The 24,105-nt window shown below is 40.7% G+C and carries 25 protein-coding genes; 4 read left to right on the forward strand and 21 right to left on the reverse strand.

The features are described from left to right. Window positions 1–97: 97 nt before the first annotated feature. Window positions 98–250 (forward strand): YpzG family protein, encoded by a 153-nt coding sequence (locus L8T27_RS12285; RefSeq protein WP_233313396.1) that lies wholly within the window; start codon window positions 98–100, stop codon window positions 248–250. 60 nt (window positions 251–310) lie between these two features. On the opposite strand, the gene L8T27_RS12290 is transcribed toward L8T27_RS12285, so the two are convergent. The 4 genes from L8T27_RS12290 to L8T27_RS12305 form a co-directional block, all read right to left on the reverse strand. Then, on the reverse strand, window positions 311–838 hold the full coding sequence (locus L8T27_RS12290; RefSeq protein ID WP_233313395.1) for a YppG family protein: 528 nt from the start codon (window positions 836–838) through the stop codon (window positions 311–313). 167 nt (window positions 839–1,005) lie between these two features. Beyond that, the gene (locus L8T27_RS12295) at window positions 1,006–1,362 is read right to left on the reverse strand and encodes a YppE family protein (RefSeq protein WP_233313394.1); all 357 of its coding nucleotides are present in this window, start codon (window positions 1,360–1,362) and stop codon (window positions 1,006–1,008) included. A gap of 50 nt (window positions 1,363–1,412) precedes the next feature. Continuing rightward, on the reverse strand, window positions 1,413–1,673 hold the full coding sequence (locus L8T27_RS12300) for a hypothetical protein (RefSeq protein WP_233313393.1): 261 nt from the start codon (window positions 1,671–1,673) through the stop codon (window positions 1,413–1,415). 147 nt (window positions 1,674–1,820) lie between these two features. Further along, entirely contained in the window at window positions 1,821–2,804 is a 984-nt protein-coding gene (locus L8T27_RS12305; RefSeq protein WP_237941647.1) for a DUF2515 family protein, read from the reverse strand. Window positions 2,805–2,896: 92 nt separating this feature from the next. Here L8T27_RS12305 and recU point away from each other — a divergent pair, with 92 nt between their 5' ends. Continuing rightward, entirely contained in the window at window positions 2,897–3,502 is a 606-nt protein-coding gene (gene recU / locus L8T27_RS12310) for a Holliday junction resolvase RecU (RefSeq protein ID WP_233313391.1), read from the forward strand. 47 nt (window positions 3,503–3,549) lie between these two features. Beyond that, window positions 3,550–6,273 (forward strand): PBP1A family penicillin-binding protein, encoded by a 2,724-nt coding sequence (locus tag L8T27_RS12315; RefSeq protein WP_237941648.1) that lies wholly within the window; start codon window positions 3,550–3,552, stop codon window positions 6,271–6,273. A 37-nt stretch (window positions 6,274–6,310) separates the two neighbouring features. On the opposite strand, the gene L8T27_RS12320 is transcribed toward L8T27_RS12315, so the two are convergent. The 17 genes from L8T27_RS12320 to L8T27_RS12400 form a co-directional block, all read right to left on the reverse strand. After that, the gene (locus L8T27_RS12320) at window positions 6,311–6,823 is read right to left on the reverse strand and encodes a YpoC family protein (RefSeq protein WP_233313389.1); all 513 of its coding nucleotides are present in this window, start codon (window positions 6,821–6,823) and stop codon (window positions 6,311–6,313) included. Then, a complete protein-coding gene (nth, locus tag L8T27_RS12325; RefSeq protein ID WP_237941649.1) occupies window positions 6,820–7,479 on the reverse strand; it encodes an endonuclease III in 660 nt (219 codons plus the stop codon). The genes L8T27_RS12320 and nth overlap by 4 nt, the downstream gene beginning before the upstream one ends. A 149-nt stretch (window positions 7,480–7,628) precedes the next feature. Then, the gene (locus L8T27_RS12330) at window positions 7,629–8,327 is read right to left on the reverse strand and encodes a DnaD domain-containing protein (protein ID WP_237941650.1); all 699 of its coding nucleotides are present in this window, start codon (window positions 8,325–8,327) and stop codon (window positions 7,629–7,631) included. A 157-nt stretch (window positions 8,328–8,484) separates the two neighbouring features. After that, window positions 8,485–9,777: an asparagine--tRNA ligase gene (asnS, locus tag L8T27_RS12335; protein ID WP_233314722.1), complete on the reverse strand. Its 1,293-nt coding sequence runs from the start codon at window positions 9,775–9,777 to the stop codon at window positions 8,485–8,487. Window positions 9,778–10,062: 285 nt separating this feature from the next. Continuing rightward, window positions 10,063–11,265: a pyridoxal phosphate-dependent aminotransferase gene (locus L8T27_RS12340; protein ID WP_237941651.1), complete on the reverse strand. Its 1,203-nt coding sequence runs from the start codon at window positions 11,263–11,265 to the stop codon at window positions 10,063–10,065. Between the two features lie 119 nt (window positions 11,266–11,384). Continuing rightward, the gene (locus L8T27_RS12345; RefSeq protein ID WP_237941652.1) at window positions 11,385–11,858 is read right to left on the reverse strand and encodes a cell wall elongation regulator TseB-like domain-containing protein; all 474 of its coding nucleotides are present in this window, start codon (window positions 11,856–11,858) and stop codon (window positions 11,385–11,387) included. Between the two features lie 119 nt (window positions 11,859–11,977). Next, window positions 11,978–14,761 carry an ATP-dependent DNA helicase DinG gene (gene dinG, locus L8T27_RS12350; protein ID WP_237941653.1) on the reverse strand — a complete coding sequence of 928 codons (2,784 nt, stop codon included), beginning with the start codon at window positions 14,759–14,761 and terminating at the stop codon, window positions 11,978–11,980. A gap of 208 nt (window positions 14,762–14,969) precedes the next feature. After that, window positions 14,970–15,353, reverse strand: coding sequence for an aspartate 1-decarboxylase (panD, locus tag L8T27_RS12355; protein WP_233313383.1), 384 nt, complete (start codon window positions 15,351–15,353; stop codon window positions 14,970–14,972). Between the two features lie 31 nt (window positions 15,354–15,384). Next, window positions 15,385–16,230: a pantoate--beta-alanine ligase gene (gene panC, locus L8T27_RS12360; RefSeq protein WP_237941654.1), complete on the reverse strand. Its 846-nt coding sequence runs from the start codon at window positions 16,228–16,230 to the stop codon at window positions 15,385–15,387. Next, on the reverse strand, window positions 16,227–17,060 hold the full coding sequence (gene panB, locus L8T27_RS12365) for a 3-methyl-2-oxobutanoate hydroxymethyltransferase (protein ID WP_233313381.1): 834 nt from the start codon (window positions 17,058–17,060) through the stop codon (window positions 16,227–16,229). Before panB ends, panC begins: the two co-directional genes overlap by 4 nt. 244 nt (window positions 17,061–17,304) lie before the next feature. After that, on the reverse strand, window positions 17,305–18,288 hold the full coding sequence (locus tag L8T27_RS12370) for a biotin--[acetyl-CoA-carboxylase] ligase (protein ID WP_233313380.1): 984 nt from the start codon (window positions 18,286–18,288) through the stop codon (window positions 17,305–17,307). Then, entirely contained in the window at window positions 18,273–19,469 is a 1,197-nt protein-coding gene (locus L8T27_RS12375; RefSeq protein WP_233313379.1) for a CCA tRNA nucleotidyltransferase, read from the reverse strand. Before L8T27_RS12375 ends, L8T27_RS12370 begins: the two co-directional genes overlap by 16 nt. Continuing rightward, window positions 19,466–20,608 carry an N-acetyl-alpha-D-glucosaminyl L-malate synthase BshA gene (gene bshA, locus L8T27_RS12380; protein ID WP_233313377.1) on the reverse strand — a complete coding sequence of 381 codons (1,143 nt, stop codon included), beginning with the start codon at window positions 20,606–20,608 and terminating at the stop codon, window positions 19,466–19,468. Before bshA ends, L8T27_RS12375 begins: the two co-directional genes overlap by 4 nt. Next, window positions 20,605–21,345: a bacillithiol biosynthesis deacetylase BshB1 gene (bshB1, locus tag L8T27_RS12385; protein WP_237941655.1), complete on the reverse strand. Its 741-nt coding sequence runs from the start codon at window positions 21,343–21,345 to the stop codon at window positions 20,605–20,607. Before bshB1 ends, bshA begins: the two co-directional genes overlap by 4 nt. After that, window positions 21,314–21,736, reverse strand: a complete 423-nt coding sequence (gene mgsA / locus L8T27_RS12390) for a methylglyoxal synthase (RefSeq protein WP_233313374.1) — start codon at window positions 21,734–21,736, stop codon at window positions 21,314–21,316. The genes bshB1 and mgsA overlap by 32 nt, the downstream gene beginning before the upstream one ends. 11 nt (window positions 21,737–21,747) lie before the next feature. After that, on the reverse strand, window positions 21,748–22,554 hold the full coding sequence (dapB, locus tag L8T27_RS12395; RefSeq protein ID WP_233313373.1) for a 4-hydroxy-tetrahydrodipicolinate reductase: 807 nt from the start codon (window positions 22,552–22,554) through the stop codon (window positions 21,748–21,750). A 72-nt stretch (window positions 22,555–22,626) separates the two neighbouring features. Continuing rightward, the gene (locus L8T27_RS12400; RefSeq protein WP_233314721.1) at window positions 22,627–22,950 is read right to left on the reverse strand and encodes a nucleotide pyrophosphohydrolase; all 324 of its coding nucleotides are present in this window, start codon (window positions 22,948–22,950) and stop codon (window positions 22,627–22,629) included. Between the two features lie 253 nt (window positions 22,951–23,203). Between L8T27_RS12400 and L8T27_RS12405 the strand changes: the two genes are divergently transcribed. Continuing rightward, window positions 23,204–24,082 (forward strand): YitT family protein, encoded by an 879-nt coding sequence (locus tag L8T27_RS12405; RefSeq protein ID WP_233313372.1) that lies wholly within the window; start codon window positions 23,204–23,206, stop codon window positions 24,080–24,082. Window positions 24,083–24,105: the final 23 nt, after the last annotated feature.

The following is a 24,105-nucleotide window of genomic DNA, read 5'->3' on the forward strand; positions in this document are numbered from 1 at the left end:
AAAAATTTGAATTAGACGCATACTAAAGAATGTTCCATAAAGGATCATTCCTTTTTGGGCATTCCTTTTTCTTTAAATCCTGCTAAGAGGTGATTTGATGAGTTACAAAGATAATTTGGATCCTCATTCTGAGCTATTTCATCATAATTGGACTAGACCTAAACGTTCCAAGTCGCAAGTAAACGGGCATACGGAAATGTCTAGGAATAATCTTATCCTACGTCGAAATGCAAAAGCTAATCGCTGGTAAGGTGAAAAGAAAAAGCAAAAACTTGCTGCAAATCTGCAGCAAGTTTTTTTTCACAGATGACTATACTTTAAATATTCCTCCAACACCTTTGACAACTCCTGTTACTTGGTTCATGGCGTTCATCATCATTCCAGCTGTATCTAGCATCTTATTGAAGTCTAAGGACCCGTCCTGTGATTTAAATGAGTTCATAAAGCCTTTGAAATTGCCTTGTTTTTTCTGGTTAAACGATTGTTTCGGATATGGATTCATATACTGCTGGTGCATGCTTTGCTGCATCATCGGCTGATACATTTCTTCTTGCTGGTGAAGCGGGTTTTGAAACACATTTTGGGTATTTGGCTTATAAGCATTTTGCGGATGAAAATAGCTTTGCTCATAACCGCCAAAAGCTTGATGCTGCTGGTTCACATCATTACCGTAATACCCTGGATAATGCTGATTCATCATTGGGTTCCATCCTTGATTCATATATGGATTAAATGTACGGTCAAACGTTTGGACGTTTTGGGGGTGAGAAGCATAGCCGTTCATATAAGCACGCCCACTGTTTGTTAAATGTCCATGCATATTTATGTTTTGATGCATATATATCCCCTCCTATTCATGCAGCCCTCTTTTATCTTATGTATAAAATGCCTAGATGGTGCCTAACTGCTAAAAGGGAAAAGGAAGCAAAAAAAAATAATGCTCCTTATTTTGAGGCTGGTTTTATACAGCTTCATAAACGGCAGAAACATTATGGTTATCTTTTTTTACAGTCTGTCTAAAACAGTCTGTAAAATAAATTGCACTGATTTTGCTGAATCTAAAAATCTTTTTTTACTCGTCTCCTTGAAAAAGGCTTGTATCGAGATAACCTCCAGATGATCAGAAGCTGTGCTTATTTGGCTTGGATGCAGATAAAGGGGTTTTTCTGTTTTCACCCACTCTTCAGCAAGATCCTTCCACTCGGCATTCCATTCTGCCACTTTATTGGCATATGGTCTGACAACCTCGTAAAAATCTTCGCTTTCTCCTGTCGATTTTACTTTTTGAAAGATGTCCACCAAGTAATTAGCACTTTCTTGTAATTCTTCTGTAAGCTCTTTTAAACGCTGAAAATTTGTCATAGCTGCACTCCAATATAACGTAAAACATGTTTTTCTTTATTTTAGTGAATTTATGATCCTAGTTCAAGTTTTAATGAAAGGCTGCTCATATACGGTTGGTGTTGATTATAATCTGATTCGTTTTGGGAAGTTAAGCATCTGTCTTCAAAGGAGGCCAACGCTCCTTCCAAGTGGTCGAGCGTTTGTTCATGCAGCATGATGTCGTTAGTCAAGGCAGTATTCCTATCCTGTAATAACTGGTCGAGTTCTACTAAGTCTTCCTGTATTCCTTCCAGTAAATTCATCAATTCCTCTTTATTATAAACAGACATCTAATCCCCTCCATGCTTATTGTGTATACTGATTTCTCTGTTTCCCTGTTAAGTCCTGCATGCCTGACAAAACTAGAAGGGATTCGTCAAAGAAAGCGGGAATTCTCCAATCGACCTTCTTCATTTCGACAGCAAAGCTTCTCTAGTTTAAAAAATGCCAGCAAGAAAAGTTTCTAGCTTTATCATCCTGTGAAGCTTTTCCTGTTTTCTTTTGTACCACTCTGTCATAGGCGCTAGTTCCACTTGGACACTGTCTTTTTTCCATTTGGCCTTCACTCTTGTATGAATACTCCAATCATTTCCGCTCGTTTCCTTTTGTATAAAAACAGGATAGCTCGTCCTAAGCATGGGCGTGTTTTTGCGGTGCCGAGGGTAAACATATTTTTCATAATCAGCCCGTGAACCTGTATGTGGTATATTTAGTGCAAATTGCAGAAAAGACTCATTTAGCCTTGTATTAAACAAAATGGCATATAATTCTTTGCCAAGCTGAATGCGGCGATCCAATGAGCTGAATGATGAGACACTCCTTCCATATATGTCTCCATTAAGTGTTGGGAAAAACACGGAACTGAAATGCCAGAAATCTTGAAACCTATAGGCGAATGTATGAAAAACCTCTTTTTGGAACAGCTTATTTTTAATGATTGGTTTTTCAATGACATTCTGTTCATTGATGATCAGGCTGAAGACAAGCCTTTTTTTATTCCCATACTGCCAATAATGCTGCCATTCCTTTTCCATAAAAGTGGAAACAGAAAAATATTTAAGTAAATGAAACATTGGCGCTCTTCTTTTCGTCGAATACTCATAGAGAAGCAGCTGTGGGTATGCATCTTGAAAAATCATCCAGTTTGCCCGTTCATACGTAGCAAATAAATTGAGGCGAGTTTTCTCGTTTAAAGACAAGGGAAACCAGCTTCCAGCCAAGTCGCACATATTCCAGCCCGCATTCCTTGACACGAGGCTTGCAAGGAGTGACCATTGGATTTCTTTATTCATGGTATAATATTCGAGATAACTGTCTGTTCTCGTAATATTATCTAAGTTATTTTTTTCTGTTAAACAGCGTATGTCTTTTATTAGCTCCTTCTCTTCAGTTGATAAGAAATGCTCATTTATACCTACCACAAAAGACACCTCTTTTTCAGAAATTATGTTATATTGTTTGTTGTTATCATGAAGTTATTCTTTCTTAGGGTTAAAAGCTGCGAGGTGAAAATGTGAAACTTCATTATCCAAACGGAAAAAAGTATATACCTAAATTAAAAACGAACAGCTCCGCCAGCAAAAAGCACAGCTACAGCAACCGGGGCATGACACTTGAAGAAGATATCAACATAACAAACCAATACTACTTAGAACTGGGCAAAGCAGTCATCCACAAAAAGCCAACTCCATTACAAATCGTAAAGGTTGACTACCCGAAAAGAAGCGCGGCAGTCATAAAAGAGGCTTACTTTAAACAGGCATCTACAACAGACTATAATGGGGTATATAAAGGCAAATACATTGATTTTGAGGCTAAGGAAACAAAGCACGGGACCTCTTTTCCCCTGAATAACTTCCATGACCACCAAATCAAACATATGCGGTCTGTTTGTGACCAAAATGGAATCTGTTTTGTAATTATTCGATTTTCTTCATCAGATGAGATATTCTATTTAGAGGCAGAAAAGCTCTTCATTTATTGGGATAGAATGCTAGATGGAGGAAGAAAGTCCATAACGAAGGAAGAGCTAATAAACACTGCCCATCCGATAGCACTTGGCTTTCAGGCGAGGATTGACTATATTAGAGTAATAGATTATCTTTATAGCTTCGATTAAGCGATATCTTTGTTGTTTGTTTTTGGAAAAGAAAGGTAGGAACTAGTATGACAGATAAATACCAAACGAGAGAGGAGCGGCGCAGGCAGCTCCAATCGGCGAATACTAAAAAAACGAAGGAGAAAAAGCCTAAAGATAAAAAGCAAAAGAACAAAAAAGGCGCCAAGCAGATCTTTAAACGGATTTTCCTTGTGCTGATCAGCCTTGGTATAGTCGGCATTATTGCAGGCGGCATCACATTTGCTGTCATGGTGAAGGATGCTCCGGAGCTTGATGAAAGCGTCTTAAAGGACTCCATCTCTTCAACTATCTATGACAAGGATGATAACCCTATTGAGAAGATTGGGGCTGTTAACAGAGATTATGTCCAATATGAAGATATCCCAGACCTTGTGAAAAATGCGGTTATCGCAACAGAAGACTCCCGATTCTTTGAGCATCATGGAATTGATCCAATCCGTTTAGGCGGTGCGGTTATCGCGAACTTCACCAACGGTTTTGGTTCAGAAGGTGCAAGTACAATCACACAGCAGGTTGTAAAGAACTTCTTCTTCAACCAGCCGCAAAAAACGCTGTCGCGTAAAGCGCAGGAAGCATGGCTTGCCATTCAGCTTGAACGCAAGTATACAAAGCAGGAAATCTTCGAAATGTATGTAAACAAGATTTTCATGTCTGAGAATATGAGCGGAATTAAAACTGCGGCAAAGGTATATTTTGACAAAGAACTAGATGAGCTGACATTGCCAGAAGCAGCGACGCTTGCCGGAATGCCACAGGCACCGAACGCTTATAATCCGTTCAAAAACCCGGACCGTGCTGAACAGCGTCGCAATATCGTCTTGTCGCTGATGAACCAGCATGGATATATATCAGAAGCGGAAATGAAAGAAGCTCAGGCAACACCGCTTGCAGACTCTCTTGTAGCGGAAGATAACAGAGAAACGTCTGATATGAAATACGATCCATACATTAAGCAAGTCATTGCGGAAATTGAAGAAAAATACCCAGATGTCAATGTATATACAGACGGATTGGAAATTCATACAACTTTAGATACGAAAGCTCAAGATTATGTAGATCAGGTGATGTATGAAGGCAATGTCGTTGAATTCCCGGATGAGGAGTTCCAAGCAGGGATTACATTGCTTGATACGAAAACAGGCGGCATTCTCGCACTTGGCGGCGACCGTGATCCTGATGTGAAGCTCGGCTTCAACTATGCAACAGAAAATCCGCGTCAGCCTGGTTCGACTATTAAACCGATCCTAGACTATGGTCCAGCAATAGAATATTTAAAATGGGGCACATATGAAACGATTGAGGATAAACCGACAACGTATAATGATGCTGCCAAAACACCAATCAATAACTTTGATAATAAGTTTCTTGGTTCAATGTCCATCCGTGAGGCGTTGGCAAGATCCAGAAACATCCCGGCATTAGAAGCATTCCGTGCAGCTGGTGCTGATAATGCGAAAGAGTTTGCCAACAACTTGGGTATCCCTCTTAAGAACGCATATGAATCCTATTCAATTGGAGGAATCGGCGGGGAAGATAAAGGGATTACCACACTTCAGCTTGCAGGTGCATACAGTGCTTTTGGTAATGAAGGTGTATACAATACCCCTCATGCTGTTCGCTACTTTAAGCTGAATGATGGCACGAAAATCAATATGGAGCCAGAATCTGAAGTGGCCATGCAGGATTACACAGCGTTTATGATTACAGATATGCTGAAAAGTGTTGTTAACTCAGCATATGGCACAGGATCTACTGCTAATATTCCAGGCTTGCCGCTGGCAGGAAAAACTGGTACGACAAACTATTCATCTGATGAGATGCAAAAATATGGAATTCCGGCCGGTGCGTCACCTGATGCCTGGTTCGCAGGATATACAACGAATTACACGATGGCCGTCTGGACTGGATACGCTGAGAGGAAAAATTACTTGCGCTCCAATACTGTCAGCAATGACCAGCGGATTGCCCAGCTGCTATTTAAAAACATCATGCAATATATTTCGCAGGATGTAGAAACAGCTGATTTCAAAATGCCTGACAGCGTGGAAAAAGTCAGCATCGAAAAAGGCACATATCCAGCACGACTTGCGAGCAGCTACACGCCAAGCAGTCAAATCATGACTGAATATGCGGTCAAAGGCAATATCGTCCAGAAAGTATCTGAGAAATACAATAAGCTCGATCCAGCTAAAAATGCTAAAGCTTCCTATGATAAAGACAATGATCAAGTAAATGTGTCTTGGAGCTACGGTGATACAAGTGATGTGAAGTTTGATGTAAGTGTCAGCATTAACGGCGGCGCTTCTGAACAGCTTACAACAACATCTGATACGAGCATTAAGATTGCCAAACCAGATCCTGACAGCACGTATTCATTCACCATTACAGCTAAGAGCGGTGACATGACAAGCGACGCTGTATCAGCATCGGTCAAAATTCCTGCCAAGGTGGAAGAACAGCCTGCAGAGGAAGAAAATGAAACAGTTGACGATGGCCAAACGACCGATGATGAAAATACAGGTGAAGAGGAAACCGACAACAGCAACAATGAAAATGGCAATAACGGTAATGGTAATGGTAACAACAATAATAATGGCAACGGTAATGGTAACAACGGCAATAACTCAGATGAGGAAGCAGATGAAAACGAACCTGACGAAAACGAGCCTGATGAGAATGAGGCGGATGAGTCCACACAGTCAGATGATTCTTCTGCAGACCAATCAGAGCAAAGCGCCACAACGCCATAATAAAAAAATCGTTCTCCTTTTGAAGGGGAACGATTTTTTATTTGCGTTTAATCATTTTTATCGCAAACTGTTTTTCCAGTTCTTTAAACAGCTCATCCAGCTGGCGGTAGGAATGGTAGCCTCCAGGTCTTGATAAAATAAAGGTAAGCCTCTCTTCTGCATTAAAGGGCTTAACCGACAGCTCGTTTGCAATAAGGCCCTTTTGCAGATGAACAGGACTGTCATTCGTCCAGTACAAACATTCAAGGAAAAGACGGACCCCTGTTTTGACTGTACGTACGGTTACGTCCTTATCTTTTTTTTGAATCGCAGCCTCTATCTCTGTCCTTTTTTCTTTCCAAAGATTAAAAATGGCTGTTATACAAGCTTTTTGCTCGTCAGGATGCCATGGGTAAAGAGTGTTCAGCCCGTGGTAATAAGCTGCCTCATGCATAAAAGGCCGATTTACTTGAAAGCTTTCCGTATCATACACCTCTAGCTTCCCTTCTTTCGGATCAAGAGCAATATGCTTAATTTCCGCAGGAATATCCACTATAACGAGACTTGTCATACAAGGACACCGGCCTTTTTCATTCTTTTTTTGCCTTCTCTGCATTCTGTCAGCAGCGGACAAGCCTCACATTGAGGATTTTGGGCTTTACAATGGTATCTGCCGAAGAATATCATGCGATGATGAGTGACTGACCATTCTTCTTCTGGTACCTTTTTCATCAGCGCTTTCTCTACCTCAAGAACAGAGTCCTTCCAGCGGCAAAAACCAAGCCTTTTACTTACCCTTTCCACATGTGTATCAACAGCAATTGCCGGAATATTATAGGCAACAGACACAACAACATTTGCGGTCTTTCTTCCTACCCCAGGAAGATTAATTAATTCATCCCTGTCTTTCGGCACTTCGCCATTATAGTTCTCCAGTAGCATTTGGCACAGCTTTTGGATATTTTTCGCCTTGTTTCGAAATAGGCCAATAGACCGAATATCATTTTGAAGCTCTTCTAACGGAACACTCAAATAATCTTCTGGCGTTTTATATTTCTGAAACAAGTTTTTCGTAACCTTATTAACTAGTGCATCCGTACATTGTGCAGATAAAGCAACTGCAATGACTAATTCAAACGGATTTGCATGGACAAGCTCGCAATGTGCTTCTGGGAACATTTCGCCCATCACATCAAGACAATGTCTAATCTGATCTTTTTTCAACATGTTCTTCAGCCCTTTTTGCTAGTTTTCGCCAAAGAGATGCTCTTTGGCTCACATGATTTTTCCATATAATAGTTTGATAGTTCACACAAGAAAAGACTGTCATTCTTATTTTCCTTTAAGAAAAGAGAATTTTAACAGTCTCTAAAATGTTACTGTTCCAGCCAATTGTAAAAGGGAACAGACTTTGTTGGTGCTTCTTCCTGCTCCTTGTTGCTGTTTTGAAAAGAACGGAACTTCTTTCCGTGGCTTTTGGCCTGCTGTATTGTCTTAATACCGTTTTTCTTCCACTCAAATAATATTCGGTCAATATAGCGGAAGTTCAGTTTCCCAGAAATAACAGCCTCTTTTAAGGCAGCTTTAATGATGACTGTATCATGGTGATCATCGTCAATCCACATACCTAAAGTCTCAATTTCAAACGGCGAAAGCGGTCTGCCGAACTCTTGTTCAAAGCATGTGTAAAGATCTGTTTCTTTTTTCTGATCGAGCACTGCTTCTTCTTTTTTATCTGCAGCCAAATATTCATCAATCAGCTTTTCCCACAGCGGTTCTACAGAATAACGCTCAAAGCGGATGCCATGATCATTTTCGCCGTCCATAATAGCGATATATCCTCGGCGAATAAGCTGACTTAGCAGTTCATGACATTCCACTGCATCAATAGACATATTTGCTGCAATTTCTGTCGGAGTCGGAAATTCATTTCCTTTATCTAAAAAAGCAAGAACTTGAAGCAAAAGAACTAGTTCCTTTTCATTAAGTTTAAGTGCATGATAATGGGTTAGAAGTGTGGTTGGAATATGGATGTTTCCTTCTTGGAGCCATTTTAGCATAACTGATTTATTCATTGTAACACCTCTAATCTAGTATAGCATACAAAAGGGTACTGCTTGTATCGTGGATATACAGGCAATTGAAGGAAACACAAGTGTCCTTCTAAAAAAACGAAAGGGAGAATGCATGGATCATCTCTAATCGATGCATTCTTCCCTTTTATGTTTATTATTATGGGTACAAACGGTTTAACAATCTTGGGAACGGAATCGTTTCACGGACATGTTCTACACCGCTAATCCATGCTACTGTTCTTTCTAACCCTAAACCAAAACCGGAATGTGGCACAGAACCGTATTTACGAAGCTCTAAATACCATTTATATGTTTCTGCATCCAAGTTATGTTCCTGAACACGTTTTTCAAGCAAGTCCATATCATGAATACGCTCAGAGCCGCCGATAATCTCACCATAGCCTTCAGGTGCAATCAAGTCAGCACATAAAACAACATCGTCCCTGTTAGGGTCTGGCTGCATGTAGAATGGTTTTAGTGATGTTGGGTAATGCGTAATGAAAACAGGCTTATCGTAAGTTTCAGCAATTGCTGTTTCATGAGGTGCCCCAAAGTCATCTCCCCATTGAATATCATCAAAGCCTTTTTCATGCAATAATTTAATTGCATCATCATAGCTGATTCTTGGGAATGGCGCTTTAATTTGTTCAAGCTTGGACACATCTCTTCCCAATGTTTTCAATTCAAGCTGGCAATTTGCCAAAACAGATTGAACGATAAAGGAGACATATTCCTCTTGAACAACTAAGTTGTCTTCGAACTCATAAAAAGCCATTTCCGGCTCGATCATCCAAAACTCAATTAAATGACGGCGTGTTTTAGATTTTTCTGCGCGGAATGTCGGGCCAAATGAGAATACTTTTCCTAATGCCATTGCTGCTGCTTCCATATACAGCTGTCCGCTTTGAGAAAGGTAAGCATCTTCATCGAAATATTTAGTTGCAAATAATTCTGTTGTACCTTCTGGAGCACTGCCTGTCAAAATTGGCGGATCGACTTTCGAGAAGCCATTTTCGTTAAAGAATTGATAGGTCGCACGGATGATTTCATTTCTGATTTTCATAACAGCGTGCTGACGTTTTGAACGAAGCCATAAATGGCGGTTGTCCATTAAGAACTCTGTTCCGTGCTCTTTTGGTGTAATCGGGTAATCTACAGATGTATGGATTACCTCAACGCCAGTAACAAGAAGCTCATAACCGAATGGTGAGCGCTCATCCTTTTGTACCTTTCCAGTAACATAAACAGATGATTCCTGTGTTACAGACTTCGCAGCTTGGAAAACTTCTTCAGCCACATCACTTTTCACCACTACACCTTGCACAAAACCTGTGCCGTCACGCAGCTGTAAAAAGGCGATTTTGCCGCTTGAACGCTTATTAGCAATCCAAGCACCTAGTTTTACTTCTTTATCAACATGTTTCGGTAATTCAGCTATAGTTGATTTAATCACAATATACTCCTCCAAAAACGATAAAATCAAAATGATATGTAATAGCAAACCCAAGGGTTAAATTAAAGCTAAAGCATGAGCATGCTTTAGGAATTTCCGTTAAAAATGCAACATTTCTTTACAAATGCCGAGTCATTTTTACATAGTTTTACTTGCTATCTATCATAACATTATACCCTTCTTGACAATCACAATCAACATAATCGCTGAAAGGATTATTTTGCAGAAAATTCTGTTCGCAGTACAAAAAAAGCGGCAAGTCCAGCCTGCCGCTTCATCGTTTTATACCGTTTCTTTTGCTGCTTTGCTTTCAACAAAGCGATGAATTCTATCCACAGCCTTCTCAAGCAATTCCAATGATGTTGCATAAGATAAGCGAATATAGTTATCAGCACCAAACCCTGATCCTGGGATAACTGCTACTAGCGCTTCTTCCAGCAAAGCAGTTGCGAACTTATCTGCATCTGCGTATCCAGTAAGCTCGACCGCTTTCTCAATATTAGGGAATAAGTAGAATGCGCCATTCGGCTTCAGACAAGTAATCCCAGGGATATCATTCAGTTTCTTATGGATGATATCAAGCCTTTCGCTAAATGCAGCTTTCATCTCTTCCAGAGAGTCTTGCGGCCCCTCATATGCTTCAATCGTTGCATATTGGGAAGGAGTTGTTGGATTGGAAGTGCTGTGGCTCGCAAGGTTTGTCATAGCGGAAATAATTGCTTTATTCCCTGCTGCATAGCCGATGCGCCAGCCTGTCATGCTGTGGGATTTTGACACACCATTGATGACAATAGTCGCTTCCTTCAACTCTGGAGAAAGAGAAGCAATGGATACATGCTCATTATCTCCGTATACCAATTTTTCATATATTTCATCTGAAATAATCAGAATATTATACTCTAGACAAATCTCTCCAAGGGCAAGCAATTCTTCTTTCGAATAAATCATGCCTGTCGGATTGCTTGGCGAATTTATAATCACTGCTTTTGTTCTTGGTGTAATAGCTGATTTCAGCTGTTCAGGAGTAATCTTGAACTCGTTCTCCTCCACTCCATTTACAAAAACCGGCACACCATCAGCAAGCTTTACTTGTTCCGGATAGCTTACCCAATAAGGAATAGGAATGATTACTTCATCCCCTTCATCTAGCAGCACTTGAAATAATGTGTATAAGCCGTGTTTTGCTCCGTTCGTAACAATGATTTGATTAGGCTCATAGCTTAGGCCTTGGTCTCTTTGCAGCTTGTTGATAATCGCTTTTTTCAAAAGCGGCAGGCCAGCTGCCGGCGTGTATTTTGTGTGACCTTCATTCATGCTTTTCACAGCTGCATCGATGATATTTTGAGGAGTGTTGAAATCAGGTTCGCCTGCTCCCAATCCGATGACATCATGTCCCTCTTCCTTCAAGGATTTCGCTTTTGCCGTAATCGCAAGAGTCGTTGATGGGGTTAAAGCACTTACTCTTTTTGCTAATTGAACATTCATTGTTTTTCTCCTCCAAATACCATTCTTTAAAAAATTCAGATATATTCCTGCGAAGCTCTCTGTTAAGAGAGCCCTTTTTTAGCTTAATGGCGTAATGCTTGCTAAAATTTTGTACACTTCTAAATATTTTCAATATTTCTATGCAATTCTCCTGTTTCATAATCAAAATAAAAATAATTGATTAAATCATCATCTGTGTGGGCGTACACTTCCCAAACAGGAAGACCTTCAAGCATGCCAAGACGGACTGTATCAATGGATGAAAGCTCCCTCTCCGATGATAGTTTATTAATGACTTGCTGTTTTGTCAGCCCATCTTTTTTATTTTTGACCGTCACCGCATGGCTTTTTTCTTCAATCCACACAACGATATCTTCCTTATCCTTATTTTTTCCTTCTACTACGTAGTAACTGTCATTGCCGTTATAGAGAGAAAAATTATCCATGCTGACAAGGCCTGCTTCTTCTTTTGCTATTTTTTCTGCGGTCTCACGAGCCTTGGATACTGGCTGATGAGCTGTTGTATATGTATAGATGACAATTCCGAGTACAACAACTGCCAGGCCGATAAAAGACCAAATCCACTTTTTCATTTCATCACTTCTTTATTTATGTTTTTTATTTTTCATAGAGGCCGGAGTCTTAGCTCCAGCCTCTAGTATAAAGACTGCTTGGATATTTCGTCTATTATTTTAACACAATACAGTATCCATTAAATCCATTCCTTGATAAAAAATTCAATTTCATCTAACTTCTTTCTGATTACGGGCACTTTGGGAATGGACTCTAAAAAGAGCTCTCCATAAGTGGTTGTTATGATTCTTCTGTCCAGGATTACAATAAACCCTTTATCTGTTTCGGTCCTAATCAGCCTGCCGAATCCTTGCTTAAATCTTAAGACTGCTTCTGGTAAGCTGTTTTCCAAAAACGGATTGCCGCCCATAGACTTAATACGTTCATTCTTGGCTTCATTCAACGGCTCATCTGGAGAGGAGAACGGAAGTCTTACAATAATTAAACAGGTCAGATCCTCTCCCGGAATATCAATTCCTTCCCAGAAGCTGTTCGTGCCAAGCAAAATCGCCTTGTCATAGCGCTGAAAATTCCTCGTCAGCCTCATTCTGCTGCCAGTTGTAATTCCTTGAGCCAATATCGCATAATCTGGCAGGCTTCCTCTTGCTTTAATCATTTCATACGTCTTCTTCAGCATCTCATTGGACGTAAATAAAATCAGCATCCGCCCGCTTGTAGCTTCTGCAATGGAAATGATATGTCCTGTTACTGCCTCGATATATTCATCAAGCGGCACATTATTTATATCTGGAACCTCATCTGGTACAATCAGTCTGACTTGCTTATCATACTCAAACGGAGAAGGAATCTGCTTCTCCAAATGCTTAATACTGGAAAGCCCGAGTCCGTTTGCATAGTATTCAAAATGGTTGTTAACCGTCAATGTCGCAGAAGCAAACACGACACTTTTCTTCCGAGCAAAAAGGGTCTGCTGAAGTATTTCCGCTACAGAATGAGGCTGGGCGTAGAGAATAGCCTGATTCGGAAAGTTTTTCCAGTCGACTTCAAGCCAAGCAATGCTGTCTTCCTCCCGTAAAAAAATATGGCGCAGTGTCAGCATGTATTTATCCCATTCATCCATAATTGCCTTTATTCTGTCTGCAGCCATTACTTGGTCTGCACTAAGGGGAGCTGCATCATGTGTGCTGTATAGAGCGTCCACTAATTGTATAATCGCATCTTTACAATCCTTCAGCAAAAAGATGAACCGCTCTGCAACAATCTCTACTTGCTGCCACTGAATGGAATCATCTCTTTTGATGCGGATGCTCGCTTTAGGGCTGTTCGATTTGCCGCCAGTTTTTTTCGCATAGCGGAAGATAGTTCTAAACAGCTCCTCTAGTTCAAGCGGCAAATCGGAAAGCAGTCTGTTCAGCTTCTTTTTATCTGTGTACTCCAAATTCTTCTCTTTTGAATACAGCTTGTAAAAGAGCTGCTTCTGCTCATATGTTCCTATCGATTGAATGCTCATTTTTGTGCCGAAATAAGAGAATTGATGGCCAAAATGTTTCGTGGCATTCTTTTCAAAGTGATGGCCTTCATCAATGACCGCATATTCATAATTCGGAAGCAGCCCTTTGTCACCAGACAAGTCTTGTAACAACAGCGCATGGTTTGTAATAATAATATCCGCTTTTTGCGCTGCATTTCTTGTCCGCCGATAAAAATCCTTCGGTGCCCATTCTTTAGAAAAAGACAGAGAAAAATTACCGTCATTTTTAATTTTATGCCAGTATTTCATACCGCCGCTTGACAGGTTCAGTTCATCCTTATCTCCTGTTTTCGTTTCTGTAAGCCAGATCAGGATTTGCATTTTTGTTAAAATCACATCGTAATTGTCATCCTGCTCTTTAAGGGAAACCTCAAATTTATCTAAACTGATATAATGATTGCGTCCTTTTAGCACCGTATATCCAACAGCAAATGGAAGAATTTCCGCTAAGAGCGGCAAGTCCTTGCGGGTAAGCTGTTCCTGCAACTGTGTAGTAAAAGTGCTAACAACGATTTGTTTGTTTTCTTTTTTCGCAAAAAATGCAGCTGCTATTAAATAAGCAAGTGATTTACCCACACCTGTTCCAGCCTCAATTAAACCGTGAAGATCTGTTTGAAAACAGTGAAGAACATCTGTGATCATTTCCTGCTGTCCTAATCTTGTAACATAGTTAGGCAGCACTTGCGTCATCCTGTTTTCTACTTCATTCCTGTCAAAATCTATGTATTCTTGCTTGCTCTTTGCTGACTTATCCTTTTCATCTGACCGAAGTGCCAATCCTCTGTACAGCTCCAGCCCTTCTCGAATATAGGGCAGCTTACTCTCCTTTTGAATAGCGATATTGTCTAGCAGCTGATCAAGATCGCTTTTTAACGCGCCGCTTAAACCCTCTAATTGTCTAATTGTTGCTAGCGGCAAGCCTTGTATCTTATTCAGCATAATTAATAGAAGCTCTGCCGTTACATAGGCGTCACTATCCGCTTGATGCGGACGATTATGTTCAATATTTTCTTGAATGGCCAAATCTGTCAGCTTATAGCTGTCTGCTGTCGGAAACAGGATTCTAGCCATTTCCACTGTATCAATAATCGGACCATAAAATGCTTCAAACCCAGCCTGCTCTAATTCATCCGATAAAAAAGTCAAATCAAACATGACATTATGTGCAACAAAATAGGCATCCTTTAATAAGGACTGCACCTTTTCAGCTATTTCTTCAAATAACGGGGCAGCTTCGACCATTTCGTCATTAATGCCTGTAAGTTCCTCTATAAATGGTGAAATCGGCTGCAGAGGATTCAACAGGGAGGAATACTCCTCTACTATTTTCCCATCCTCGATCACGACTGCCGCGAACTGAATGATCCGATCTCCTTTTTTAGGTGAATTCCCATTTGTCTCCAAATCGACCACCACATATTTATTCCCCATTGCATCCACCTCTAACTTTCAGTCATTCAAACGGTATCATAAAATGGAGAAAAGGAAAAGAATTTACTTCATTATAATTGCCCGTTTAGCCGTTGGATTTTGCTGCAATGCACTAAGACGATGGCAGCAAAAAAGGCCTTTTGTTCCTCTTCTCGCGCATTACTAGCTTTTACATAATGCAAGAATTATAACAAAAAGCCTTTTAAGTTTAAATAATTGTCTTTTCCGGTTCCTGTCTCAACAATTCAACAATTCGGTTGTTCTCGCCCATAATCGCGACCTTCGGCTTATGGCTGTGAGCTTGTTCATCGCTCATTAACGCATAAGAAATAATTATTACCGTGTCCCCAACTTGCACCAATCTTGCTGCGGCTCCGTTCAAGCATATTGTTCCGCTCCCTCTTTGTCCGGGAATGATATATGTTTCCAAACGTGCGCCATTATTATTATTAACAATCTGCACCTTTTCGTTTGCAAGCATACCGACCGCATCCATTATATCCTCATCTATTGTGATGCTTCCAACATAGTTCAAATTAGCTTCCGTGACAGTCGCTCTATGAATTTTTCCATTCATCATCGTTCGAAACATGTGTTTTGCTCCTTTTGCCCTATTTTTCTGTTTATAAATCAAAGATGATATTATCGATTAATCTGGCACTTGGGAAACGGACGGCTATTGCGATAATGAAAGTTCCCTCCCATACAGATGGTGCCTCGAGTTCAGGATAGGTGAGAATTTCCAAATAATCGACTTTCCCGCTCGTCTCTTTTTCAATGCGTTCCTGCAATTTGATGACTAACGGTTTTAGATGATGATTCCCTTTAATCAGTTCTTCTCTTGCGATTGAAAGAGTCTGATAAAGAATGCCTGCTTCTTTTCTTTCCACAGGAGAAAGCTTCACATTTCGTGAGCTTTTCGCCAATCCATCCTCTTCTCTGACTGTTTGAACAGCATGCAGCTTAACTGGAAAATGAAAATCTTCAATAAGTCCGGCAACGACAGCGACTTGCTGGGCATCCTTTTTGCCGAAATAGACATTATCAGGCTGAATTAACTGAAACAGCTTTGTTAAAACAGTCGCAACACCGTCAAAGTGTCCTGGCCTGCTGCTGCCGCACAGTATATCTGCCCTTTTTTGGACATGGACAGTAACGGAAGGTGTGTGTGGATACATCTCTTCTGTCGTTGGAAGAAATAAATAATCAACCCCTTCTTCTTCAGCTGCCTTCTTATCCTGTTCAATCGCTCTTGGATAAGAATCCAAGTCTTCATTCGGTCCGAATTGAAGCGGATTAACAAACACGCTCAAAACAACCACTTCATTATCATCTCTTGCTTCTTGAAGGAGGGCACGATGACCTTCATGCAAATAGCCCATCGTCGGCACAAATCCAATTGTTTTTTGTTGTTTTTTTAATTGCAGTGCCAATTGCTGCATCTCTGTTTTTGAATGAATAACTTTCATCGTTTCCCTCCATACAGTCCTTCTAATACGTCTTCGTTCATCGTATAGCTGTGCTTTGTTTCCGGGAATGCCGAAGCTTTCACTTCTTTCACATATTGCTGAAGCGCATGAAGAATCGGTTCATCTACATTTGTGTACTGCTTGACGAATTTAGCGACTCTGTCCACTCCATATGAAATGATGTCATGATAAACGAGCACTTGCCCGTCTGTATCTCGACCAGCTCCAATTCCGATAACTGGAATCGTCAACCTTTCTGCTGCTTCCTTCGCCAGCTGCATGGGGATACATTCTAAAACGATGGAAAAAGCCCCAGCTTCCTCGCATTTTTTTACATCCTCAAGCAGTTGCATAGCATCTTCCATGCTTTTCCCTTGCACTTTATAACCGCCTAATACACCTACAGACTGAGGTGTTAACCCAAGATGGGCCATCACAGGAATACCGGCATTTGTGAGTAAACGTATTTTGTCGATCACATCATTTGCTCCTTCGATCTTGACGGCATTTGCTCCTGTTTCCTGAATCAGTCTTGTGGCATTAATTAATGTGTCACGGTCTGACAAATGATAGCTCATAAACGGCATATCAATCACGATAAATGTATCTTTAGCTCCCCGTCTCACTGCTTTGCCATGATGAATCATATCCTCCATTGTGACAGAAACAGTAGATTCATAACCGAGGACTACCATTCCGACAGAATCACCGACTAGCAGCATATCAGCACCTGCCTTGGCCGCCTGCTTGGCAGATGGATAATCATAGGCTGTTACCATGCTGATTTTTTCGGCATTTTTCATTTTGATAAAATCACTTGTTGTTTTCAATACTTTTCCTCCTTTTTAGGGAGAGGGGGATATAAATAAGCAGAAAAATCCCTCTATACAAATATAGAAGGATACGTTTACTAGTTTGTTTTTTTATCCCTCTGTCCTTGTCCTCTTTGTTGGATCTAGGCAGATACATCATTTAAATGTACTACAATTACTTACCTTTTAGGTGCAGTTCAAATAGATACTGCCCAGCAATAGCATTATAGCAGACCTCTTATATGTCTTACTACAAAAAAGTTTATGATTCAATTAAGATATCGGCTGAATATATGGTATGAACTTTGCCTTCATCATCTTCAAGGAGCAGAACGCCTTGATCTGTTATTCCTTTGGCGATTCCTTCTAAAGTACCGTTCAAGGTTGTTGCTTTCACTCGCTTCCCGATACTGACTGCATAGCTTTCCCAGAGAAGTTTAATTGGATAAAATCCGTTTTCCAAATAGAGAGCATACAATCTTTCAAGCTCCAGCAAAATACTTTGGACAATTGTGGCCCTGTCCCATTCCTTACCCGTTTCAATAAACAAGGAAGTCGCTGTTTCTAAAAGGTCCTCCGGATAATCTGCTGCCTCCAAATTTACATTAATGCCTATTCCGATAATTAAGGAATGGATGCGGTCACTGTCCGCCTGTAATTCTGTCAGTATACCACTCACTTTTTTTCCATTAATCAGCAAATCGTTCGGCCATTTTATACCTGGCTCACAGCCAGTTGCCTGTTCAATCCCCTTCACGGCAGCAACAGCCATAAGCAGGGTCAGCTGTGGTGTTTGCATAATTGGAACTTTCGGTCTTAAGATGATGCTCATCCAAATTCCTTTATATTTAGGAGAGTGCCAGGAGCGTTCAAACCTTCCTCTGCCGCCCAGCTGCTCTTCCGCAATAACAATCGTCCCTTCTTCTGCACCATCATATGCCAGCCTTTGGGCAATTCTTTGTGTTGAATCCACTGATTCTTCATAATGAATATTTCTTCCAAGCTGCTTTGTTTCCAAACCAAACCTGATCTCATCTGGTATTATTTTATGAGGTACTTCTAAAATTCGATAGCCTTTTTTACGAATAGCTTCCAATACAAAGCCATCCTTTCGGAGCTCTTCAATATGCTTCCAGATAGCTGTCCGCGAACAGCCCAGAACTTCGGCTAGCTCTTGACCTGATAAATATTCATCAGGCCTATCTGCGAAGGCTTGCAAGAGCTTTGTTCTTAAATCATTTCCCACTGCTTAAGCCACTCCTTTATTGCCTTACTATCATTAGCCAGTCTATTTTCCACAACAGCGGTTTCCACATTGGCAATCGTGTCTTTCATCCAAGGACCAGGAGGCTTTCCGCTCCATTCCATCAGGTCGCGGCCGCCGATTTGCAGTTCTTCCCTGCTTTTAATCGAAAGCTTGCTGTAAGCATCTTGTACACCAATTACATCCTCGGTTTTGCCGGTAAGCACACTAAACACCTTTTCTCCACTTACAGCAATATTTAAGCCGAAAATATAAAGATTCATGCTTGTCCACTGGTGATTTTCTTGTCTCTCTATCACACTTTTTATGATAGCTTGAACCGTTTTAATACGCTTGACTGGCAGCTTCCATTTGCGCAGGAACCTGTCTGCCTCCTGATGTGAGATTTCGCACGTTATTAGCAGGAGAGACCACATCTCATTGATGTCCAAATCCCAAACGGAAAGTGCAGACAGCAAGCTTAAACCATCCTTATAGGATTTAAGCATAGGCAGATGCTCATACAGCTTTGTCTCCATCATAAGCTTAAGCGCTTCGTTTCTTGCTTCGCCAAGCAGTAATTTTTCAAACTCCGCTGTAATTCTTTCTACGGCAATCTTTTCAAGCAGCTGTCTGTTGACCTCGACTGATAAACGAGTCTGCTCCTCTAACTGAAATCCAAGGGTGCTGACAAATCGAACTGCCCGCATCATCCGCAGAGCATCTTCAGCAAACCGCTCATTTGCAGACCCTACCGTTACGATACGTTTGTTAGCCAAATCGGTTTTCCCGTCAAAATAGTCTATGATATGGCCTTGTTTATCCATCGCCAAGCTGTTCATCGTAAAATCACGTCTTTGTAAATCATCACGAAGATTACGGACAAAGGCCACGTCTTTCGGTCTTCTGAAGTCTTCATATTCACTTTCTGTCCGAAATGTTGTCACTTCATAAGTCTCGTTATTGTAAAGCACCATAACGGTTCCATGCTCGATGCCAATATCTACTGTTGCTTTAAAAATTGACTTAACTTCCTCCGGCGTAGCAGAAGTCGCAATATCAACATCATGAATCGGCTTATTCAGCAAATAATCCCTTACTGCGCCTCCTACAAAATAGGCAGCAAAGCCTGCTGCCTCTATTTCTTCAATAATTGGAATTGCAGCTGCAAACGGTTGGTTCATATGTATTCTCCAGTTAAAATTAAATCTTCATAGATTTTCTCATACTGGCTAACAATTGTTTCTCCACGGAAATGATCCATCACTCTTGCGACAGAATTGGCAGCAAACTGCTGATGCCTTTTCTGATCAAGAAGAAGGGCTACAGACTTTTCGGCAATTTCTGCTATATTGCCAAGCTCACAGATTAGACCTGTTTCCCCATCGACAATTACTTCAGGGATGCCACCGATATTCGTGCCGACACATGGAACACCGCAAGCCATCGCTTCGAGAGCAACTAGCCCAAAGCTTTCTTTTTCTGATAACAAGAGCATTAAATCACTGATACTATACAGCTCTTCCAGGTTTTCCTGCTTCCCTAAAAGCCGGACTTTAGCTTTTATGCCAAGCTCATCAACAAGCTTGCATACATTTGCCATCTCAGGACCATCTCCAACTAACAGCAAGGTTGCAGACGTTTTATCTGAAATCCCTTTAAAAGCTTTCACAACATCAGTTACTCGTTTTACTGCCCGGAAATTCGACACATGAATGATAACCTTATCATCAGGACTAATCGCAAACTCCTTCTTCAGATGAGTGGAATCAATCTTGCGGTACACACGCTCATCTATGAAGTTATAGACTGTTTTTATGTCTTTTTTAGGATTAATCAGATCATATGTCTGACTTACAAGCGACTGAGATACTGCTGTGACGACATCGGATTTTTCAATGCCAAAGCGAATGCTGTCAGCTAAAGAAGAATCATAGCCTAAAACGGTTATATCTGTACCATGCAAAGTTGTGACAATTTTAACATCTCTTCCACTCATTTGCTTTGCCAAAATGGCGCATACGGCGTGAGGTATAGCATAATGGACGTGAAGAAGATCCAGCTCTTCCCGGTTTATCACTTCTGCCATTTTGCTGCTTAATGCAATATCGTATGGCGGATATTGGAAAACGGAATATTGACTTACTTCTACTTGATGAAAAAATATATTATGGTACATTTTATTTAAACGGAAGGGCATGCTTGATGAAATAAAGTGTATTTCATGTCCTTTTTCTGCAAGCATCTTTCCAAGCTCTGTAGCTATTACACCAGATCCCCCGACAGTCGGGTAACATGTTATTCCTATTTTCAGCTTTTTCATACCGTACCACCCAACAAATCATTATGTATTAATAAAGGCTTCTTCGTCTTGAACCCTTCAGCAAACTTCAGCCCGACTTCTTTACCAAAAAGGCGCTCTCTTGCTTCCACAGTTTCTATGTATCCGTTGACAAGAGGTGTATCCACACTTCCTGCAGATTTTGTAAATTGGCTTGCATAGCAGTTCAAGCTTTGTTTTTTTACTTCCATAAAGTCGCTTACGTCTGTTACAAAGTCCGGTTTATGAAAACCGTTAATCATATAGAAATAAACATTACTTGTCTTATGCGGCTCTGTACCCTTCACTTTGTAATTTCGGATGCCGGCAGAAAAAACAGCCTCTTCCACTAATTTTGAACAATTGCCATGATCAGGATGTCTATCCTCCCAGTACGGAGCAAAGACGATTTTTGGTTTCACAAGCCTGATTAGCTCCACGATTGCTTCCATATTCTCATCCACATTCCAAAGGCCTCTGTCCTTTAACGAAAGGGTAAACCGGCCATGTATGCCAAGGACCTTTCCTGCAGCAAGTGCTTCTGCCTTTCTTGTTTCAACCGTACCATTTGATGATAATTCACTGCTTGTTAAGTCACAGATGATTATTTTTTTGCCCATTTGAGCATATTTGGCAATGGTAGCACCCATGCCGATTTCCACATCGTCAGCATGGGCGCCTATTGCTAATATATCAATTTCGTCTGTGCTAAATGTCTGTAATTCTGTCTGTATTTCCATGTACAATATTTCTCCAATCTATATCCCCCTGCTCTAAGCCTCTGATCAGTACTTCTCCTGTACCCATATTGGTTGCCAACGGGACAGAATAAACATCACAAAGACGAAGAAGCGCTGTTACATCAGGCTCATGGGGCTGTGCAGTCAATGGATCGCGGAAGAAGAATACCATATCCATCTTATTATTGGCGATATAAGCACCGATTTCCTGGTCTCCTCCTAATGGCCCTGAACAAAAGCGATGTACTTCCAAGCCTGTTGCTTCTTGTATCTTTGAACCAGTAGTGCCTGTTGCGAACAGGGAATGCTTCTCAAAAATCTTTTTATAAGCTACAACAAAGCGAATCATATCATCTTTCTTCTTATCATGAGCTATTAATGCGATATTCATTAATTACACCTCTACTCCATAATATTTTCTAATCCATATATTAAAACATTAGCCTTTAACACTTCATCAACGGCAAATCTCACACCAGACATAAAGGAGGTGCGATTGTATGAATCATGCTTCAAAGTCAGCGTCTCTCCCTCTGCTCCAAACATAACCTGCTGATGGGCGATCAAGCCTGGCAGCCTAATGGAATGAATTCTCATGCCGTCAAAGTCTGCTCCTCTTGCCCCAGGGATTGTTTCCTTCTCTTCTGGATGTCCTTGTTTTTTCGGCTTTCTTACTTCTGCAATCAGTTCTGCTGTTTTAACTGCCGTGCCACTTGGTGCATCCAGCTTGCGGTCATGATGCAATTCCATGATTTCCACATCATCGAAATACTTAGCAGCAAGCTTAGAGAATTTCATCATCAATACGGCACCCAACGCAAAATTAGGCGCAATGATGCAGCCCCTGTCCATCTCTTCACATAATGCCTCAAGCTCTTTCAAATTCTCACTTGTAAAGCCTGTTGTCCCTACAACTGGTCTTACGCCGTATTGAAGCGCTGTTTTGGCATGGAACATTCCGAATTCAGGTGTTGTTAAATCAATTAACACATCCGGTTTGACGTCCTGCAGACATTTTTCAACATCTGTATATATCGGTACATCATAGGAAGGAGAGTTGAAATCATCAAGTTCACTTAATCTTTTCCCCTCATGCTTATGATCCAAAACGCCGACAAGTTCAAAGTGATCAGTACGTCCTGTCAGATAAACTGCTTCCTTTCCCATTCTCCCTCTTGGTCCTGCGATTACAATTTTTACTTTTTCCACTGTCTAATACGCTCCTTTTTATTGCATTCATTATGTATTATTGCATGTTTTTTTGGTTAGCAATTTTACTGCTTATGTTTCGCTTTCGTCCTTTCTTGTCCAGCGATCTTTATCTCTTGTGTTAAATTTATGCATAACTTTATTATGGGAATCTTCCAAATCAATGTTCAAACTGTTTGCTAAACAGATAAGAACAAAGAGCATGTCTCCCAGTTCATCGGCAATTTCCTTTTCATTTTCCGAAGCCTTTTTTGGCTTTTCTCCGTAATAATGATTAATTTCGCGAGCCAGTTCTCCCAACTCTTCAGTCAGTCTGGCAAGCATCGCCAGCGGACTGAAGTAGCCTTCCTTAAACTGTCCGATGTATTCATCCACTTCTTTTTGAAGCTCTTGCATTGTTTTCAAATCTATTCACCTCTAAAAACTGCATTATTCTGCCTATTCCCCTTCATGTTAGCTAACATTTTCTTTTTTTACAAATGTTTTTGATTATTATTTTTCGGAAAAAGGACGGCGCCCGTCAGAGCTGGTTTTTCCGTAATGAAGATTGCTCATACAAGACCGATTCGATATAATGGATAGGCTTCAATATAATTGGTTCATACTAAGGTTAAATGATGACAGCTATACATAGAAAGCAGGCGAAAAAATGTTTAAGACGTTAAAGCTCAAAAATATTTTCTTCATTGTGCTCGGATCAGCTATATTTTCTTTTGGAATTGTCCATTTCAACATGCAGAATAACTTGGCAGAGGGCGGATTCACAGGTATCACCCTTTTGTTATTTGCAAGATTTAATTGGGACCCTTCGATAACAAACTTGATTCTAAATGTACCGCTCTTTTTTCTTGGCTGGAAACTGCTCGGGCGCAATGTCCTTATCTATACCATTATTGGCACGGTAAGCGTGTCTGTATTTTTTTGGTTCTTCCAGCTGCCCCAAATCGAGCTCCATATACCACTTAAAGAGGACTTAACACTTGCTGCTTTGTTTGCAGGAACCTTCATCGGTATTGGGCTTGGCATTATCTTTCGTTTCGGCGGCACAACTGGCGGAGTCGATATTATCGCAAGACTTGTTAATAAATATTTTCACTGGAGTATCGGCAAAACGATGTTTTTGTTTGATGCCTGTGTTATCACATTATCCTTGCTAACATACTTAACTTACAGAGAAGCCATGTATACCCTTGTTGCTGTCTTCGTAGGAACTAGGCTAATCGACTTTATGCAGGAAGGTGCTTATGCCGCAAGGGGGGCCATCATCATCTCAGACAAAAATCCAGAGATAGCAGATAAAATCTTAAAGGAAATGGACCGCGGTGTTACCGTCTTAAAAGGACACGGTTCATTCACTAAACAAGATAAAGAAGTTCTTTACTGTGTTGTTGCTAAGACAGAAATTGTGCCGCTAAAGGCCATTATTACAAGCGTTGATCCTCATGCCTTCGTATCAGTAACTGTTGTTCATGATGTATTGGGAGAAGGCTTTACTTTAGATGAATATAAAAAGCCGATTGAACATTAAAAGAGGGGGAAAGCTCCCCTCTT

Source organism: Niallia sp. Man26, from assembly GCF_022049065.2.
In the GTDB taxonomy this organism is placed as follows: Bacteria; Bacillota; Bacilli; order Bacillales; family Cytobacillaceae; genus Niallia.